This window comes from Spiroplasma endosymbiont of Polydrusus formosus (assembly GCF_964263245.1).
Lineage (GTDB): Bacteria > Bacillota_I > Bacilli_A > Mycoplasmatales > Mycoplasmataceae > Spiroplasma.
In genome coordinates, this window is the sequence record NZ_OZ181656.1 from 1190889 (window position 1) to 1210587 (window position 19699).

General features: G+C 25.9%; 19 protein-coding genes and 1 pseudogene. 15 read left to right on the top strand and 5 right to left on the bottom strand.

What is annotated here, in order from left to right; genetic code table 4:
* Positions 1-2: 2 nt before the first annotated feature.
* From pstC to ACE38S_RS06260, 4 genes are all read left to right on the top strand, one after another.
* Complete coding sequence (gene pstC / locus ACE38S_RS06245; RefSeq protein ID WP_374696856.1) at positions 3-2117, top strand: phosphate ABC transporter permease subunit PstC; 2115 nt, start codon at positions 3-5, stop codon at positions 2115-2117.
* A complete protein-coding gene (gene pstB / locus ACE38S_RS06250) occupies positions 2095-2904 on the top strand; it encodes a phosphate ABC transporter ATP-binding protein PstB (RefSeq protein ID WP_374696857.1) in 810 nt (269 codons plus the stop codon). The genes pstC and pstB overlap by 23 nt, the downstream gene beginning before the upstream one ends.
* Before the next feature lie 2 nt (positions 2905-2906).
* Complete coding sequence (phoU, locus tag ACE38S_RS06255; RefSeq protein WP_374696858.1) at positions 2907-3587, top strand: phosphate signaling complex protein PhoU; 681 nt, start codon at positions 2907-2909, stop codon at positions 3585-3587.
* 131 nt (positions 3588-3718) lie between these two features.
* The gene (locus ACE38S_RS06260; protein WP_374696859.1) at positions 3719-5395 is read left to right on the top strand and encodes a phospho-sugar mutase; all 1677 of its coding nucleotides are present in this window, start codon (positions 3719-3721) and stop codon (positions 5393-5395) included.
* A 440-nt stretch (positions 5396-5835) separates the two neighbouring features.
* On the opposite strand, the gene ACE38S_RS06265 is transcribed toward ACE38S_RS06260, so the two are convergent.
* The 5 genes and pseudogenes from ACE38S_RS06265 to ACE38S_RS06285 form a co-directional block, all read right to left on the bottom strand.
* The gene (locus ACE38S_RS06265; RefSeq protein WP_374696860.1) at positions 5836-5988 is read right to left on the bottom strand and encodes a hypothetical protein; all 153 of its coding nucleotides are present in this window, start codon (positions 5986-5988) and stop codon (positions 5836-5838) included.
* 1175 nt (positions 5989-7163) lie between these two features.
* Positions 7164-7349 (bottom strand): hypothetical protein, encoded by a 186-nt coding sequence (locus ACE38S_RS06270; protein ID WP_374696861.1) that lies wholly within the window; start codon positions 7347-7349, stop codon positions 7164-7166.
* A gap of 15 nt (positions 7350-7364) precedes the next feature.
* Positions 7365-7610, bottom strand: a pseudogene (locus ACE38S_RS06275) (hypothetical protein); the annotation flags it as partial.
* A complete protein-coding gene (gene uvrC / locus ACE38S_RS06280; RefSeq protein ID WP_374696862.1) occupies positions 7550-8875 on the bottom strand; it encodes an excinuclease ABC subunit UvrC in 1326 nt (441 codons plus the stop codon). The pseudogene ACE38S_RS06275 and the gene uvrC, both read right to left, overlap by 61 nt.
* 587 nt (positions 8876-9462) lie before the next feature.
* Positions 9463-9783, bottom strand: a complete 321-nt coding sequence (locus ACE38S_RS06285; RefSeq protein ID WP_374696863.1) for a hypothetical protein — start codon at positions 9781-9783, stop codon at positions 9463-9465.
* A 952-nt stretch (positions 9784-10735) separates the two neighbouring features.
* On the opposite strand from ACE38S_RS06285, the gene ACE38S_RS06290 reads away from it, so the two are divergent.
* The 11 genes from ACE38S_RS06290 to ACE38S_RS06340 all read left to right on the top strand — a co-directional run bounded on the left by ACE38S_RS06290 (position 10736) and on the right by ACE38S_RS06340 (position 19646).
* Positions 10736-10939: a hypothetical protein gene (locus tag ACE38S_RS06290; RefSeq protein WP_374696864.1), complete on the top strand. Its 204-nt coding sequence runs from the start codon at positions 10736-10738 to the stop codon at positions 10937-10939.
* Positions 10940-12443: 1504 nt separating this feature from the next.
* Positions 12444-12629, top strand: coding sequence for a hypothetical protein (locus tag ACE38S_RS06295; RefSeq protein ID WP_374696865.1), 186 nt, complete (start codon positions 12444-12446; stop codon positions 12627-12629).
* Complete coding sequence (locus ACE38S_RS06300; protein ID WP_374696866.1) at positions 12596-12790, top strand: hypothetical protein; 195 nt, start codon at positions 12596-12598, stop codon at positions 12788-12790. Before ACE38S_RS06295 ends, ACE38S_RS06300 begins: the two co-directional genes overlap by 34 nt.
* An 873-nt stretch (positions 12791-13663) precedes the next feature.
* Complete coding sequence (aspS, locus tag ACE38S_RS06305) at positions 13664-15406, top strand: aspartate--tRNA ligase (RefSeq protein ID WP_374696867.1); 1743 nt, start codon at positions 13664-13666, stop codon at positions 15404-15406.
* A 189-nt stretch (positions 15407-15595) separates the two neighbouring features.
* The gene (locus tag ACE38S_RS06310) at positions 15596-15811 is read left to right on the top strand and encodes a YneF family protein (RefSeq protein ID WP_374696868.1); all 216 of its coding nucleotides are present in this window, start codon (positions 15596-15598) and stop codon (positions 15809-15811) included.
* Positions 15812-16357: 546 nt separating this feature from the next.
* Entirely contained in the window at positions 16358-16549 is a 192-nt protein-coding gene (locus ACE38S_RS06315; RefSeq protein ID WP_374696869.1) for a hypothetical protein, read from the top strand.
* A gap of 52 nt (positions 16550-16601) precedes the next feature.
* Entirely contained in the window at positions 16602-16880 is a 279-nt protein-coding gene (locus tag ACE38S_RS06320; RefSeq protein ID WP_374696870.1) for a hypothetical protein, read from the top strand.
* Between the two features lie 9 nt (positions 16881-16889).
* Complete coding sequence (locus ACE38S_RS06325) at positions 16890-17486, top strand: hypothetical protein (protein WP_374696871.1); 597 nt, start codon at positions 16890-16892, stop codon at positions 17484-17486.
* Positions 17487-17501: 15 nt separating this feature from the next.
* The gene (locus ACE38S_RS06330) at positions 17502-17849 is read left to right on the top strand and encodes a hypothetical protein (protein WP_374696872.1); all 348 of its coding nucleotides are present in this window, start codon (positions 17502-17504) and stop codon (positions 17847-17849) included.
* A 650-nt stretch (positions 17850-18499) separates the two neighbouring features.
* Positions 18500-19111 carry a hypothetical protein gene (locus ACE38S_RS06335; RefSeq protein WP_374696873.1) on the top strand — a complete coding sequence of 204 codons (612 nt, stop codon included), beginning with the start codon at positions 18500-18502 and terminating at the stop codon, positions 19109-19111.
* Between the two features lie 7 nt (positions 19112-19118).
* Positions 19119-19646, top strand: coding sequence for a hypothetical protein (locus ACE38S_RS06340; RefSeq protein WP_374696874.1), 528 nt, complete (start codon positions 19119-19121; stop codon positions 19644-19646).
* Positions 19647-19699 lie beyond the last annotated feature (53 nt).

Below are 19699 nucleotides of genomic sequence, written 5' to 3' on the forward strand. Positions count from 1 at the left end.
TAATGGAGAAGAGAGAAACAACGAAAAAGGAAAAACAACCTCTTTTAAAAAAATTACAAATATGTAAAGTTCGTTTTACTAATAATTTTGGGGGACGAAAACAAATTATTGATTTTATTTCAAAAATCGTGATTTATTTTTTTGCTATTTTAACAATCTTAATTTTATTGACGTTAATTGGCTTTATTATTTATAAATCAGTTTATTTTTTTCAAAACTATCCAGGGGGTTTTTGATTATTTTTATCTGGACAAACTTGAAATGCTAATAATAGTCAATTTGGGATTTGACGGATTATTATTGCAACATTTTTTGTGATGTTAATTACATTATTATTTACAATTCCCTTAACAATTTTTTCTTCATTATATATTTCAGAATATTTAAGACCAAACATTAAACGTAAGGTTATTGGGATTATTCAATTATTAGCAGGGATCCCTTCGATTGTTTTTGGGTTATTTGCCTTAGCAATTTTAGGGCCATTATTTATGTGAATGGGAGCACCAGCTACATCAAATTTATTGGTAACATCAATTACGTTAGCTTTTATGGCGTTACCAATTATGATTTCATTATCAATTAATGCGTTAGAAAATGTCCCAGATTCTTATCGCTTTGGTTCGTTAGCCTTAGGGTTAAGTAAAACGCATACTACTTATCGAATTGTTTTACGCTCAGCTTGATTTAAAATTATTAACGCGATTATGATGGGAGTCGCACGTATTATAGGGGAAACAATGGCTGTTATGATGATTGCCGGAAATGCACCAGATGGGTTAAAACTTGGCAATGGTTTTATTAATTTTATTTTTTCTTCAATTGCAACATTAGCATCAACAATCGGATTAGAAATGTTAGAAAATTCTGGACCAATGCATGAATCAGCTTTATATGCGATAGGGTTGGTGTTATTTATTGTTGTTTGTGTGATTAATATTTTTATTATTTCTTCACAAGCATTTCATAATCGAAAACGAAATTATCATACTCGTAAAGCAACAAAGGGTTTACGATTAAGTAAAGCATATAATGCCAATAAAATTAATAAATTATTTTATCAACGAATTGAAAAAACAAGAGGAATTAAAAAATTTAAAGATGGGATTGGCGTGTTCTTTTTAATTTCTTCAACGGTAATTGTGGTATCTTTTACATTAGTTATTTTGGCCACAATTATTTGAAAAGGATTATTTGGTGTGGTATGAAGTGATTTAATTTCCACTTCAACATTTGATGGCGGGGCTGGAATTCTTGCTACTTTTCTAATTACCTTATTGTTAGTAATTTGTGCGATGATCTTTGCAATTCCATTATCCTTAATGGTTTCAATTTATTTAAATGAATATGCGCGACCAAGTAGTGTTTTTGCTAGAATAGTACGTTTTGCAATTGATATTTTATCATCAACACCAAGTATTATTTATGGAACATTTGGCTTAGCCTTCTTTATCGGTGTTTGTCATTTACCATTATCCACCCTAAGTTCTGGTTTAACATTAACGATTGTTATTTTACCAATTATGATTTGTAGTATTGAAGATGCTTTAATTGGCGTGGAGGATTCGCTCCGGAATGTTTCATTAGCCCTAGGAGCTAATAAAACATCAACAACAATTAAAGTTGTGTTACCAAATGCAATGCCAGGAATTATTACCGCTATTATTTTAGCAATTGGTCGGGTTGTTGGTGAATCAGCCCCAGTTTATTTAACCTTAGGAACGGTGGTTCGTTTGCCAATTGCTGGTTTTATGTCGCCAGGAGCAGGTATGACAACACAAATCTTAATGTTGTCAAAAGAAGGATCAACAGCAGGGGCAATGCGAATTATGTTTGAATTATCATTTGCAATTATGGTTTTAATTTGATTATCAAATACGTTAGCTTATATTCTTGGCAAGAAATTTGCACCAAATTATATTACAATAGGATTTAATCAAAAGCGAAAAATTATAATCAATAATTTAAAAGTTTTCTTTTCAAAAGAAAACTTTTTTCAGCAAAAGCAACATTTACATAATTTTTGAAAGAAATTTGTAATAAAGAAAAAGCAACGTAATCCAAAAAACAAAGTAGATAAGAAGGAAAAAAATAATGGACCCAAAAATAATTATTAAAAATCCAACATTTGACTCATCAGATAATAATCCTTATTTAATTAAAGTAAAACATGTTGACTTTTTTTATAAAGGAAACAAACAAGCCCTTTTTAATATCTCATTGAAAATTAAAGAACATACAGTGACGGCTTTTATTGGTTCATCAGGATCAGGGAAATCAACATTGTTACGATTATTTAATCGAATGAATGATGTTGAATCAAAGTCTGTTATTAAAGGTGAAATTTTAATTAATGAAAAAAATATTTATAGTCCTGAAACAGATGTTGTTAAATTACGAACTGATATTGGGATGGTGTTTCAGAAGCCGTCGCCATTTCCAATGTCAATTTATGACAATGTTGCCTATGGTCCTCGTAACCAAGGGATTTGTGACCGTAAATTAGTTAATAGCCTTGTTGTAGAAAGTTTAAAGTGCGCAGCATTATGAGGTGAAGTAAAAGATAATTTACGTGACTCAGCATTTGCTTTGTCTGGGGGACAACAACAACGATTATGTATTGCCAGAGCAATTGCGATGAAACCAAAAATTTTATTAATGGATGAGCCAACCAGCGCTTTAGATCCTATTTCAACATCAAAGATTGAAGAATTAATTATGCATTTAAAAAAAGATTTTACGATTATTTTAGTGACCCACCATATGCAACAAGCAGCACGAGTTGCTGATTATACTGCTTTTTTTGCAAAAGGAAAGTTAATTGAATATAATAAAACTAAGATTATTTTTTCCCGTCCGGCTAATAAAAAAACAGAAGATTATATTACCGGTCGGTTTGAATAATAATGAGTGGGAGAAGACAAAATATGAGCGTTAAAATTGAAAGTGATTTAGCACAAACAAAACAAATGATTATTGATATGATTGCAATGACAAAAAATCAATACGATGATATGGTTAAATGTTTAGAAACAAACGATATTGAACTTGGTAAAAGTGTTATTTCATCTGATGAAACAATTAACAAAATGCAAGAAGCTTTCATTGAAGTTTCATTATGAAAAATTGCAAAACAACAAATGGTAGCAAGGGACTTACGTCGAATAGTTGGTTTTATTTTGATTGTTAAGGAAGTTGAACGAATTGCGGATTATGCAAAAAGTATTTGTCGTTATTATATTAAATATAAACCTTCAAACAAGTTAATTAGTTTTTTAAAAAAATTAGTTGCCAAAGTGATTGAAATGTTAACAGAAGTATCAAATATTTTTGAAGAGGAACGAATTGAATCGGCCTATAATATTTTAAAATATGATGCTGAATTAGATAAAATTTATCGAGTTGAGAATGATGCATTAATTGAAAAAATTCGGGAAGCAAAAACAAAAGAAGAGATTAAAGTAATAACTTTAACAATGCAGCAGTTACGTTCAATTGAAAGAGCAGGGACGCACATTATTAATATTGCCGAAACATTAATTTATATTATTGAAGGAAAAATCTATGATTTTGAATTACCAATCTAATTTAATTTTTATTAAAAAGATAATTTTTAATGCAATATTATGTAAAATAATTATAATTTACTAGTAATTTATTAGTAAAATATTATAAAATAAAATTATTTATTAAAAGGTTATTTTAAAGGAGAATAAAAATGTCATATTTAGATAATTTAAATTTATGAAAAAATGCTAAAAATTTAGACCCAATTTTAGCAAATGAATTTCGGCAAATGTCGGAACCAGAATTACTTGCTGCTTTTTCAGATGATTTAGAATTTGGAACAGCAGGTTTGCGGGGGTTGCTTGGACCAGGAACTGGAAAAATTAATTTATATACAATTCGAAGAGTAACATTAGCCTTTATGGCTTATTTAAAAACAATTTACGCTGCAGATGATTTAAAAACAAAAGGAGTTGTAATTGGTCATGATAATCGGTATTTTTCAACTGAATTTGCCCAAGAAGTTGCTTATATTTTTGCAAGTAATAATATTAAAGCAATTTTATTTGCCAACAATGAACTTCGGCCAACTCCTGTTGTTTCATATACAATTCGGAAAATAAAAGCCGTTGCAGGAGTTATTATTACAGCAAGCCATAATTCACGGGAATATAATGGTTATAAAATTTATGATCACAATGGGTCGCAATTTTTACCTGTAGCAACAGATGTTATTGGCGAAAATTATTTGAAAATTAAGGGAGAAGTTTTTACTTTGGTTTTACACTGTGATGCAAGTTTAATTACTTATGTTGACAAAGCAATTGAGGAAAATTATGTTACTGATGTTAAAGCGATGCAGTTTTATCCAGAACAAAAACGCAATATTAAAATTGTTTTTTCTAATTTGCATGGGACAAGTAAAGAATGGACTCCACGAATTTTAGAAGAATGTGGCTACGAAGTTGTTATTGTTGAGGAACAATTTGCTAATGATCCGAATTTTACCTTTGCTCCAAAACCAAATCCAGAATTAACAGAATGCTATGATTTAGCATTAAAATATGCCAAAAAAGTAAAGGCTGGTATTATTATTTTGAATGACCCCGATGCTGATCGCTTAGGAATCGGCATTAAGATTAAGGATGATAAATATTATTTAATGACTGGAAATGAAACAGCCCCAGTTTTAATTGAATATTTGTTTTCGCATTATCAAAAGCAAAATACATTACCCCCAAATGGTGTTATGTATAATACTTTTGTTACTGGTAATTTATCAGATAAAGTTGCGGAAAGTTATGGCGTGCAAGTATTTAAAACATTAACTGGTTTTAAATGAATTGGTGACCAAATGAGCAAAGCGCAAGCGAAAGGGTTACAATTTTTATTTGGTTTTGAAGAAGCATATGGTTATGTTTTAAAAGACATTACCCGTGATAAAGATGGGATTCAATCATCATTAGTATTGGCAGAGGCTTGCTGATATTATCATCAGCAAAAAAAAACATTATATGATGTCTTAGTTGAGCAATATAATAAGTTTGGTTATTTTTATTGTAAAACAGTTAACTTAGTTCGTGATGGAATTGATGGCAAAAAAATCATTAATAATATGTTAAAGAAACTACGCCAAGAAACAATTACTAGTTTATTTCAAATTAAATGTACAAATAAAGAAGATTATTTAGCGGGATTACATGAAATGCCAAAACAAGATTTACTAAAATTTTATTTTGAAGATGGTAGTTGATTTGGTGTTCGTGCCAGCGGAACAGAGCCGAAAATAAAATTTTATTTTGTTTGTATAGATAAAACAAGTGAACAAGCAGCAGCAAAGATGACGGCAATGTACCAAGAATTGGAAATTAATTATTTAAATGTATAAAACTTATGCTAATATATATATAAAATAAAGGGATTTGGTTGGTATTGCAAAATTGGTTGTATGTATTATTTAGGGGTTTTTTAATTAATATATTAGAAATTGTGGAATAATATATTACTTACTTTGGATTAACAACCAATTTTAAGACACTTTTTATATGGACTGTTGTTTTCTAAATTCAACAGGTATTAAATAATTTAAACTACCATGAATTCAAATATTGTTATATCAATGCACAAAGTCAAATAATTTGTATTTTAATTGGGTTAAATTTATAAATTTTTGCCTCTTGACAAATTATTTTTTAAAACTTTTGTAAATTGTTTCAGCCCCAGCATTATCATAAGGATAGCCCCCTTTTATTGCTTAATGATTGTTTGGTGTTAAAAATATTTAAGGTATTATCAATGATTTTATTTTTAAATTCATTACTCCAGTTATTATGAAATAACGTAATTTGTTTTAATGGTATTGTAATTGAATAGAAGGTTTCTTTGCACTAGTTGTACTGTTTTGTTTGTCTCGACACTATAGCCAATTATTTCACGATTAAACAAGTCAATCAACAAATAAAGGATAATGTCAAATGTCATTTAGCACCACCTTGAACATATGTTAAATCACTAACAACAACTTCATTGGGTTGTTTTTTTGTTTATTATTTATATTTTTTTTTTAAATTCACAGTTTAAAACGTTGCTAATTTCGTTGTTATTAACCACCAACTTATGATTACAATATTTTAAATTTGGTGCATTTAGATACTAACTGATTTTTAATCATAATTTGGCGAATTTTTCTTCGCGATAAGATAATATCTTTATGATTAAAAATCTTTAACTTTACAATCTCTATAAATTTTGGCGATTAGCTTAAATGCGCTGATAACTTTTTGTTCATAATTATTAACATCAACAATAGCCACATTTATTAATTTGATAGTAATATGTTGATTTTGCTATCTTTAATTTTGATCCTATTTGACCAATTTTTCGCATGGAATATTTTTCTTTATTATTGTTAATAATTTCTATTTTTTATCAACCATTAGCACCGCTTGCTTTAAAAGGTTGTTTTTCCATTCGTAATTAGATTAATTCTTTCCGCAAGGCAATCAGTTAATTTTTTCAACAGTGCGATTATTTTTTGCTTTAAAAAATCCAGAATTATGAAATTTTTCAATTCACTGATATACAGATGATTTTGACACCTTATATTCCTTAAAAATTTCAAGAATGGTTTTGCCATTTTGATAAAGTAAAACAATTTTTTTAAATTAATATAACGATGAATTTCTTCCTATTTTTATATTCTTACTTTCTTCATAATTATATTTTATTTGAAAGTTAATATAAATATGATTCAACTTATCGGAACTTATACATTTTTTAAATTTGGATTTTAACACAATATTTTTATTTGTTTAACTGTTCCATTTAATTTTACAATTCATGTTTTATAAAAAATAAAAAACCTTTTAAAATCAGTAATAACTTTAAAAAGTATTTTTTAGTTTGTAAAAATTCATAAATTTATAAATTATTTCTTCAACTAAAAATTATATTTTTAAAAAATTGAATTTTTTATAAATTTTGTTATCATTTAATCGTAAGTGAAAAATAATTTGTATTTTAATTGGGTTAAATTTATTAAAAACATAATAATAATGAATAATACATCATTATAACCAAAAATATTATTTGCCAAAATCTTCAAAAAATTTTTGGATATTTTCAACAAGTTTTTTATTATGTAATATTTTGTACAATTAATCATAATTTACTTTTTGCATTTCCCTTATACTTTCAAAGTGCCGATTTAATAATGTAATCCGCTGCTTACCTAACCCCGGAATTGTTTCTAAAATGCTTGTTGTTAAAGCTTTTGTTTGGCGGCGGCGAAAACTAGTAATATCATAATGATGAACATCATCTTGCATTCTTGTTAAAAACAAAAATAATCGACTACTTTTATTTAATGATACTTTTTCTTTATTTAAATTTAATAAATGATCCGTTTTATGCTTATTATTTTTAATTAAACCAATAACGGGGACCGTTAAATTTAACGCTGCTAATTCTTTTAAACAAGCGTTAACTTGTTGAATCCCACCATCAATAATAATTAAATTAGGCAGGGGTTGCTCTTCCTCGATTATTTTTCTCGATAACGTCGCGCCACAACTGCCGCAATACGATGTGTATCATCTTGATAAGGGATGTTTAAATTATATTTTCGATAATCATTCCGAGATGGGCGACCATTTTTATAAACAATTACATCCCCTGTGACAAATTCATCATTAATGTTTGCAATATCAATCATTTCAATTAAATATGGCAATTCTTTTAATAATAAGAATGTTTGTAATTCTTTTAAAACTTCCGCATTATTAAATTCACGTTGCGCCGTTGTTTGATATTGTAAATAAGATTCATAACTATTGGTGGTTGCTAATTGCATAATAGTTTTTTCAACTTGTGTTTTTGGGTGATAAACATGATTATTAAACAATAAATTTAACTCTGGTAAAGCAATCTTTTTATTAACAATAATTTTTGTTGGCAAAATATTTTTTTGATAAATATTTTGTAAATATAACCTATATAATTTTTGACAATCTTTGGGAAAATCAAGGTGATAATATTCATAATCTTTATAACTTAATTTACCCGCTCGATAAAATAAGGTTGTTAAAACTAAGTGTTTTTCCGTTTGATACAAACTAATCACATCTAAATCATCCTTTTGATTTAACATTTCAACCATTTGTGATGATAATGTTCAATCTAAATTACGAATTAACACTTTTAACTTTTGTGCTTCTTCAAATTGTAAATTATCTGCCGCTTGTAACATTTGTTTTTCTAACAATGTTTTTGTTTCGGTAAAATTACCCTTAAAAAAAGTATGAATTTTTTTTATCATCTTGGTGTAATATTCCGGTGGAACCACTTTAAAACAAGCACCAGAACATTGATTAATATGATAATAAAGACAAGGTTTCCTTATTTTCATTTTACAACGGCGCAACGGATATAATCGCTCTAAAACTTTAATAATTTCTCGGGCGTGACTGCCTTCTGGGAATGGTCCGTAAGAATGGTTGTACTTTTGACGAATATTACGGACATATAAATATTGGGGATCTTTTTCTTTAGTAATAACAATGTACGGGTAATGTTTATCATCATTTAACAAAATATTATATTTTGGTTTATATTGTTTAATTAAGTTGTGTTCTAAAATTAACGATTCTTTTTCCGTTTTGGTAATGATTGTCTCTAAGCGCACAGTTTTTTGCATTAAGCGAGTTGTTTTGTAATTATAAACTTTATTAAAATAATAACTAACCCGACTTCGTAAATTTTTTGCTTTGCCAACATATAATACTTGATGATAACTATTGTAAAATAAATAGCACCCTGGTTTGTTTGGTAAAATTTCAAATTGTTCTTTTAACGATAATTTTGTTATCATTTTTCATTCTTTCCCATATGTTTGTTAATATTTTATGCTTAATTATCATAATTATCAACCTATCCTAATCCTAATTTATAGCAAATAGTTCCCTTAATTTTGTAATAAAAAACTACTTTGTAAAAAGACTACACCCATTTTAGTAAGTACTAATAAAAAGTATTTACTATTTTTTAGTATATCTTTTTCTTTATGGTTTGAATACCATGTATTTCATTTTATAACATCTTTTATATATTCTTCGTGTGAATTATATATTTTCTTATTTATTGTAGCTTTCTTAAGTAATGAATGAAAACTTTTTATAACAATATTATCTGCATAGTGGTAATTTTCCCTTATTGAAATTATAATACCGTTACGTTAGATAAACATTTATCGTGATAAATAGCGAATTTATATTGATATCCGTGATCTGAGGTGAATTATTATGTCATTCAGATCTTTTTTATCAATTTTATTTTATTAATTGCATCATTTAAATTATCTATTACTAATTTATTTTTGTTATATTTAGATCACTTTACATCAACTATTTCTTTAGTATATTTATCAATAATTGTTGATTGATAATATCTTTCTCCTTTTTAAATTAAATATGCTACATCAGTATATAGCATTGAAAACCTTGTTTTTATATCATTGAATTTACAATTAATTAAATCAGGATATTTGTAATAAACTTTTTTCTTTATTCTGTTTATACTTATTTTTCTTCTCATTTTTCTTATATATTCAGGTTGTATTTGATTATGAATCATAATTATTAAAACTTTTTTTGAATTATATTTTATATCATAATCTTCATTTAAATATTTAGTACTTATTCGATATTCAAATTGTTTTAAATTTTCTTCATATACTTTTGCAATATCATTTATTGCTTTTTTATTTTTTGCTACTGTCATAATTTTTATATTTATCTCAATAACTACGTTTTAACCCTGTTACTTCTAATAATAATTTTATTGAGTATTCACAACAATTTTGTTTAATAAAAGAGATGATTATTGGTTTGCTTAATTGTAAAAGTCATGGAGCTTTTTTAGTAATTAATACCTAACTTTGTAATAATTTAAATCTTTTTTTTCCAAATGGTTTTTTGGCCCTTTTTAGTGTTTAAAATTCCTTTTTTATGATTTGCTCATCAAGATTTTACTGTATTTGCATTTATATTATATTGTTTTGATACTATTCAATAACTTTTTTGTTTAATTTCCTTAATTACTTTTTTTATAAATTATGATGTATATTTGTTATATTTTTGTTATTTTCTTGCTATATAAAAATGCTACCCTATAAAAATTTAGTAAAATCTTTTTTTATTTTACTTACTTTTTAGGGTGCAGTCTATTACTTTACTTTTTTCAGTTAAATTAATTTGCTAATAATTAACGCTTAAATTGTAACATACTAAATAAAAATTATTATTTTTTTGCATTTTTATTATTTTTTATAATAAAATCCTAAACTATGGAAAAATGGTAAAAAATGATAAATATTGATGAAAACTTTTTAACAACTATAATATTTTATTAGATAAACAAAGTATCAATTTGATTAAACAAAATTTAGAAAATTATATTAAATTAATTTTTAAAAATTATAAGAATGATAAAAGTTTGAAATAATATAAAGTAAAAAACAAAATTGAAATAACAGTAATAATTTTAAAAGGATAAATAACTTTAAAAGAAGAAGATATTATAAAATTAATCCAGAAATAGGTAAAGAATAATATGTTTTTCTTTTAGATTTAATTGTTGGAATTGAAAAATGAAAAGAGTAACTAATGATGTTAAAGAAAAAATATTATAATTTATTACTGATAAAAAAATATATAATGATATTTTAAATACTATGGAACATGTAAAAATTAGTTTAATGACAATATTTAATATTATGAAAAACGCAAAAACAGATGAAGAATATTACGTTAATAAAACTAATAAAAAAATAGATATTCCGTATACTTTATATATTCAAATGGAAGGTACTTATTTGAAAATGTTAGATGCAAAAAAAAAAAAAAAACAAAAAATTAGAAAAAAAACACAACTATAGTATCTACTGTACATGGCTGGGATATGATGAAGAAAAATATACCGTAAAAGACCTGCAATTGCAAATAAATTAGGTGTTTTTTAAATGGATAATATTCCAGATTATCTTTAAAAAAGAGGCAAATTTAAAACCATTTCTTATAAAATTATTTACTTTAATTTAAACTCATTACAACATGATACCCAATATTGAAATTATGGATTTTAGGTGATGATGTATTATTAATTAAAAATACTAAAAATTTTATGTATAAATATTTTCCTAAAAATAAAACTAATCATACAATAGATAAAATTCATCTTATAATTAGATTTAAAAAAATTATATCCTTATCAAAATAAAAATAAGGAAAATAGAGAAGCATATCATAAAGCCGTTGATTATTTTTATAATGATAAATATGAATAATTATTACAATTATTAGAATATAGTAAACACTTTATAAGTGATTCTAAATTAGATTTTTTGAATAAAACTATTAAATTAATTAAAAATAATAAATAAGGAGCCACAAATCAAACACTATGAAATAATGTTGGTTGTCATATGGAGGATGATATTTTTCATTATTTAAAAGGCACTATTTTTAAAAAAACAATTTATAGCGAAAAAACTATTAGAAATAAATTAAATGTTAATATGATGGGATTAAAAAAATAAAATTGATTTATTTAATATTAGCGAACAACTATTAGATGAAAATAAATTTAATTATTCAGTTAATAATTTTGTAAATAATAATTTACAATTAAGCTTATATTTTTATTATTTTCATATAAGAAATTAAATAATTTTAATAAAAATGTATTTTTGTTGTGGAAAAATTTAAAAAAATATAAAAATATATTGACAATAAAATTGAAAGTAATATAATCTAATTAAGTAATTGTTATATTATTCCACAATTTTTAAGGTATTAATTTAATACCCAAGATAATTTATACGACCAATTTATTTTATGAATACCCTGTATTATTTGGCAAAAATAAAACTAAATTAAATTTAATGGAAAATATTGTTAAGATTATTATTTTTTAATATGATGTTAATATAATAGATCTTCCAGATGATTTTATAAATACGTGTAAAAAATATAATATAAAAATATTTAAATATGAAAATAGTTCTGCTAAATTTTCATAGTATTTTTAATTTTTAACTTATTTAAAAATTGTTAATTTATTTTACTTTTCTTAAAAATAGGTATAATTTTAATTGAAAGAAATTATTTTTACAATAATTTAACATATAAATAGTGGTTGGTGGAAACTATTTTAATTTTTTAAAATATTTTGAAAACATTATGATAAAATTTAATAGATTTTGACAATAAAGTGCATTAACTAAAAGATAATGAAAATAGGATGGCACCGCGATTTTTTTCGTTCCTAAGCATTTTTTTAGTTTTTTATTTAGAAGGAAAATTAATTATGAATATTCAAAAATCATGCGGAACAGAAGACATATATTATGAAAAGCAATGGAATTAAGTGCCTTATAATTAATGCTGCGTAGTCTTGCAATGCAATATAATTATTATAAAATTAGAACGCTAATTTTTGAAGCAAAAAATTTATTTGTTCGTTCGGTCGGAACTGAAACAGATATTGTTAGTAAAGAAATGTTTGAGTTATTAGACAAAAAAAGAACGATAATTTGTTTTTACGACCAGAAGGAACAGTCCCTGTAATTCGTAGTATTATTGAATATAAATTATATAGGAAATATGAATTACCATTAAAATTATTTTATCTTGGCAATATGTTTTGTTATGAACTACCACAACATGGATGTTTACGTCAATTTAATCAGTTTAGTGTTGAAGTTGTTGAGGCAAGAACTATTTATTAGATGTTGAAGTTATTTTACTTGGGTATACTTTTTTAAAAACAATTGAGTTAAATTATTTAACCTTAAAATTAAATTATTTAACCTTAAAATTAAATTATTTAACCTTAAAATTAAATTATTTAATCATTGGTGCTGAGCGAACAAAGTATCTTGTTGTTTTAACAGCTTTCTTCCAACAACAAGAATTATATGTGTTGATTGTCAAATTCGCGTTTAAAAACCCTTTACATGTATTGGATTGTAAGATTGACAAAAATAAATTTGATACAGCACCTAAAATTTATGATTATTAAACAGAAGAAGAAAATAATGAATTTAAAGTCTTACAAAGTCTTTTAACAAAATTAGAAGTCCCTTTTGTTTTATATTATAAACTAGTTCGCGGATTAGATTATTATACAGGGGTTGTTTTTGAAATTGTTATTGATAAACAAGAACGAGAACTAACCCTATTAGGCGGATAGAGATATGATAAATTGGTTCATACTTTTGAACCAAGTTTTTTATTATCACACTGTTGGATTTAGAATTTTTATTGTTAACATTATCAGAATAGAACATTATACTTTGGCTGATGAACCATATCTTGATGCTTATTTTTAATTTGTTTATCAAATCACGCGCGTCATTTAGCTGTTTCTATTTTATTAATGTTACGTGCTATTTGTTTACGGAGTGGATTGCGATTATTTAGCACGCAGTGTTAAAGCACAGTTTAAATCTTTAGATGGGTTAAAAGCGAAGCACGCAATTATTATTATTGATTAATAATTTAAAAAAATGTTATTAAAATTAAAAATTATATAAAAAAAACAAGAAACAAGAGGTTAAATTTGAAAAAATTATTACCTTTTTAAATAAGGAGAATAAATAATGAAAAGAACACATACCTGCGGAGAATTAACATTACAAGATGTTAAAAAAAAAGTAGTTTTAAATGGTTGAGTAGCGAAGAATAGACGCTTAGGTGGAATTATTTTCTTGGATTTACGTGATCGTGATGGTATTACCCAAATTGTTGTCCAACCAAAGCACCAACAATATGAAATGATTAATACCATTCGTAATGAATTTGTTATTGGCGTGGAAGGGGTTGTTATTGAACGTAAAAGTAAAAACCCTGAATTAGTAACGGGAGCAATTGAAGTTGTTGCTAATAAGATTACCATTTTATCAAAAGCACAAACCCCACCATTAATTATTAATGATGTTACTGATGCTTTAGAAGATGTTCGTATGAAGTATCGATACTTAGATTTACGCCGACCAATAATGCAACAAAAAATTATGCTACGTAATCAATTAATTCAAACCATTCGCCAATTTTTACAAGCCCATAAATTTATTGATATTGAAACACCAATTTTAAATAAATCAACACCAGAAGGGGCTCGCGATTTTTTAGTACCATCAAGATTAAATCAACATAATTTTTATGCTTTACCACAATCACCGCAATTATTTAAACAATTATTAATGTTAGCTGGCTTTGACCAATATTTTCAAATTGCCAAATGTTTTCGTGATGAAGATTTACGAAGTGATCGTCAACCAGAGTTTACCCAATTAGACTTAGAAATGAGTTTTGTTGAACGAGACGATATTATTAAGTTAGTAGAAACATTATTTAAAACAATTATGTATGATGTAATGCAAGTTAATATTAAAACACCATTTATTCAAATGGATTATGATGTTGCAATTGAAACATATGGTACTGATAAACCCGATACTCGTTATGATTTAAAATTATTTGAGGCTAGTACCATTTTTAATAAAACTACTTTTACAATCTTTGCCACCGCTTTAAAAGAAGGAATGAGTTTAAAAGGAATTTTTATTCCCCAGTTAGTAACAAAAAAACAAGTTGAGGAATTAACCCGCATTGTCCAACAAAATAAATCAAAAGGATTATCATGAGTTAAACAAGAAAATAGTAATTGAGAGGGGCCCTTGTCGAAAGTTCTTAGTGCGGCAGAAAAAGCAAAGTTATTACAAAAAAGTAACAATCAAACAGGGACATTCTTTTTTATCAGTGATAAAAAAACTATTACTTGTCAAGCTTTGGGCGCAGTTCGGGTTGCTTTAGCAAAAATGTTTGATTTAATTCCACCCAATCAATATAATTTCTTATGAATTGTTAATTGACCATTATACGAATGATCAGACGAAACACAACGTTATAAAACAGTGCACCATCCTTTTACGGCCCCAACCGTAGTTTTTTTAGATAACTTTGATCAACAACTAGACAACAACACCATTGCACGAGCTGATGCTTATGATCTTGTTTTAAATGGATATGAAATTGGTGGGGGTAGCATTCGAATTCATCAAAGCGAAATCCAAGAACGCATGTTTAAATCTTTACAATTATCAAAAGCCGAAATTGAAAGTAAATTTGGATGATTCTTAAATGCTTTTAATTATGGTGTACCACCACATGGCGGAATTGCCTTTGGCATTGATCGTTTAGCAATGATTTTAACAAATAGTGAGTCAGTTAGGGATGTAATTGCTTTTCCCAAGAATGCCGCGGGAACTGACCCAATGACATCTTCACCAAGTCCAGCTGATGCAAAACAACTGGATGAATTAGGCGTTAAATTAAAATAATAAAACCAGATTATGCAGTTTCCCGTTACCCGCCAAGAATTTTAGTAAAATAAGGGAGGTGAGCTATTGTTAACCTGGTTTTTAAATTAGCACGGATAAATAAGACTTATTTTAAAAAATATGTTAAAATATTATAAGAATTGTTATAATAATTATTTAATTATTAGGATAAAAAGGAGGACAATAAAAATGCCTTGATGAGGAGGACTTATTATTGGGATTGGTTCTTTAGTTATTGGTGGGGTTTTAGGATTTTTAATTACTAAAAAGATTGTTCAAAAACAATTACGTGATAATCCCCCAATTACTGAAAAACAAATTCGGGCAATGTATATGCAAATGGGGAGAAAACCTTCGGAAGTAGATATTAAAAAAGTTATGAACTCAATGAAACGAGCAAAATAGATTATTGCTAATAATAAAAATACATCTTAGTTCATTTGTGATGAACTAAGATGTATTTTTATTATGTTAAAATTACCTTTCAACGATAATTTAACTAAAATTTGCAAAAATTTACAAGCAGCTCATTTAGTACCAAAAAAGGAAAACAAATTGCAAAGTATTAAGAAAAAATAAAATCATAATAGGCATATGGAAATATGTTATGTTGATTTAAACCGTTAGAATTGTACCTCGTTTTTTAATTATAACAAAATGATAATTAGCAAGATGGGATGAGAATGTATAATTTTTTATCTTTAACAATAGTAGATTATATTTTAAATTTATTTAAATAGTTTATTGGGATTACCCCAGCCATCTTAACCGGATTATTTGCCCTTGTCGGTTGTTTATTACAACGAAAAAAATGACTGAGACTATTTCAGCAACCATTAAAACAACCATTGATTTTTAATTATTGGTGGTGGAGCTGAGATTTAGTCGGGAGAGAAGGGAGAGCAGTTGTTGGCAAGTTAGTAAATGCTTTTAATTTAGGCATCGTGTACGATGAAGCGACAAAAAATAACTATTGTTAGGGTTGTTTTCTTATTTGAAATAAAACAATCTCTAAACGAGGTAATGAATGATATTGCTTTACGACAATTATTAACATTACAAATTTGTTGTTGATTATTAATTTTCATTACTTATACTCACTCCTTTTTTGATGTTAAGTTTTTTTATAGCAAAATTAATTAGATAAGTTTATAACTATACTTAGAAGATAAAATTAGAGGAGACGTATTTTACGATGCAAAAAGGATTAGAAAATCAGATAGAAGATAATTTTAAAAACTCAGAACAAGTGATGCCTGATGCTTTATTAAAAAGTTATTTTTTAGATGATAACCAATTAGATTATTTACACCGACATTACCGCCCAATTTTTACTTTTGATGATAATGAAGAATGTATTTGTTTAAGCAAAGAAAAATATGATGTTTGTTGCAAACCAAATGTCTTAAGTTCAACTAAAAACCGAACAGAATATATTTCAATTTTACAAGCGGTGGGGGATTCGACTTTTTAAGAACTTTATTTGCAACAAGAAACAAAACATTATCAACAAGTTTTAAAAAATTGTGCTAAACAAACATGTATTTTGCCAGATTGTGACAATAAAGTTTCTCAATATGACTTGTATTCACTTGAAATTAGTAAAAATAGGTATTATTTAAATCGTTATTATTCAAAGCATTTTTTTAAAAGTATTAAAACACCATTTTTAGATGCTACTAAGGATGATAAAACGGCATATTATTTTAATGTTTTTTGTTGTAAACATCTTAATGAGTATCTTAAAACAGACAAGGTCCTAGCACCACAACTAGAAGCATTATTAATTAATATAAATGATAATTTAATTGATCATAAAGAGCTTTATGAAACATATGTTAATTATTATTATAGGTTAAGTGTTGCTGAACAAGTAATATTAACGATTAAACTTCGTCGTCTTATGAAATTATCTTTAATTTATCAATTCGAGTTATCATGATTACTTAACAATTTAAACAATCAACAACATAGATATGTTACTAAAAAAATTATTTTATCAAAGCCAATTAATTCGCTTGTTTTTAATGATATTTTATTAGTTCAATTAACACCAATTACTTTTCAAGCAATTAATTAGCCAAATAATCCCTTTTTGCCAAATAAAATTTTATACGCATGATTAGTTAATAAGGATAAAAAAGGGGAAGTCCACTTTATTTATCATAAAAATAATCGAATCCTTAATATTTATTTTGCCAAATGAGACGAAAAGAATAAAAATGAAAAACAATGAGAAAATTATATTTCAAGTATTATCATTAACCAAGGAACCCATTTTTTAATTGATAAAAAATATTATGATAAATTTAACCAAAAAACAAAAGATTTAATTAATATTTATTATTATAATCGCTTTGAACAACCATGAAATTCGGCAGAAGAATTAATGTTGCAAACTTTTATTAATAATTTTAATAATGGCATTAATATTTTAAAATAGGAAGTTGATGAAAATGACAATCGCAGGGTTAATTATAATTGTTTTTTTACTTAGTTTATTAATTATATTTAGTGGTTTTTTATGACGATTTTATCAAAAGAAAAAACAACTTTTTTTGAAATTTATAAACAATTAGAATTGGAAAATCAGGAATATATTAATAATAAATTAGCAAACTTACTTTTACAAGAAAATTGCTGTTAAATCTAAGTTAGAACCTGGTGAAAAGTTTTTTAGCAATATTTCAGTAACAACTTATACCGCCAAGGGTAAACGAAAAAGAATGCTGGTCAAATCCACTCAAAATATACTATTCCATTTGAAAATGGTATTAGTGTTGGTTATGGAAATGGTAAAAAATAAAGAAATGGTCAAATTCCTTTTCAAAATGGTCATATGTTTATTACGAACCAACGAATTTTAATTATTAATGAGAAGATTACAACGATTTGACCGTTAACACAAATTAACAATCTTGAATTAAGCATCTTTTGCATTAATAATATTATTTTTTCTTCTTTTATTGTGTCAGGTGTCCAGGAGGGGGGGCTTTTGGGTGTGTGGGTATTTATATATGCAACAAAAAGTGCTTTATAATCATTGTAAAAGGGTTAGAAACACCATATCTAATTTATAAGGTGTGAAAAAAAATGAACAATAGTTATTTAATTGCTTTTATTTTATTTGGAAGTATTTTAGGATGCGGTACCATTATTGTGCTTATTTTAGCTTTTTTCCAACAACAAAAAATTAAGCATTTTAAACAAAAAAAACATGAACTACAAAAGATGATTGATGATAATCAACCATTATTAACTGATCCATTAAATGAAGTACAAATTAAATATGAATTGCCAAAAGATGAAACATGTTATTATCAAGCAACAATTAGTGGCTATGAAATCACTAAGAAAAAAGAAAAGAAACAAAACGCTTATTATTTAAGTCAACAAATGCAAAATAAATATTATGTTGAAAACCTGGCTGGTTATTTAAACTTAACCACAAATAGGAGCAGGGAAACCATGGCCGGAACACTTTATGTAACAAATCAACACTTGGTGTTGTGACAAACTAAAGATCAAAATGTAATAATTCGATTAAAAGATATCAATTTTGCCCTACCAAGTGTTTTTAATTGGAATGGATTTTATCAACTTGGTTTTTTTATTAGTACATCTGAAAAAATTTATTGTTTTATAACAAATGATGTTAAAATATCAATAATAATTTTTAAAGCATGGCAAGAAAAAGGAGGATAATTTGGTAATGAAAATGCATATTATTATCATTTTTTTATTAATTTTAATGTTAACTTTGTATACTTTTCATACTTTATTTTTCCTTAATTATAAAAAACAAAAAGAAAATAAGGATAGTATTAAAGAATGTAAATGAAAGGGAATGATCCTTTTTATTTTTATTACAATTTATGTTATTTTAACACCGATTAATATTTTTATTATTATTGATTATATTTTGTTAATGATTTTAACTGATATTTCAGATACTTTTGCTTATTTATTTTTTATTATTGCAATTTGTAATTATGCTTTAATTTTAAGTTATTTAATTGTTCATACGTTAGTTAATAATAGTCTATGAATTAAGTTGAATCAAACAACATTTTTCTTTTTAGATGAAGAAATTATGTTATCACAAATAATTGGGATTGATATTAATGGTGTGTTTAATAAAATTATTTATCAAATTAGTGGTGAAACGGAGAAAAAAGTCATTATTGGGAAGAAAACATTTAAATTTTTAGAACAAAGTATAGTTAATTTAACAAATTAAAAAACGTTAAACATATTAAAAAACGTTCAACAGTTTTTTTGTTTTGGTTAATA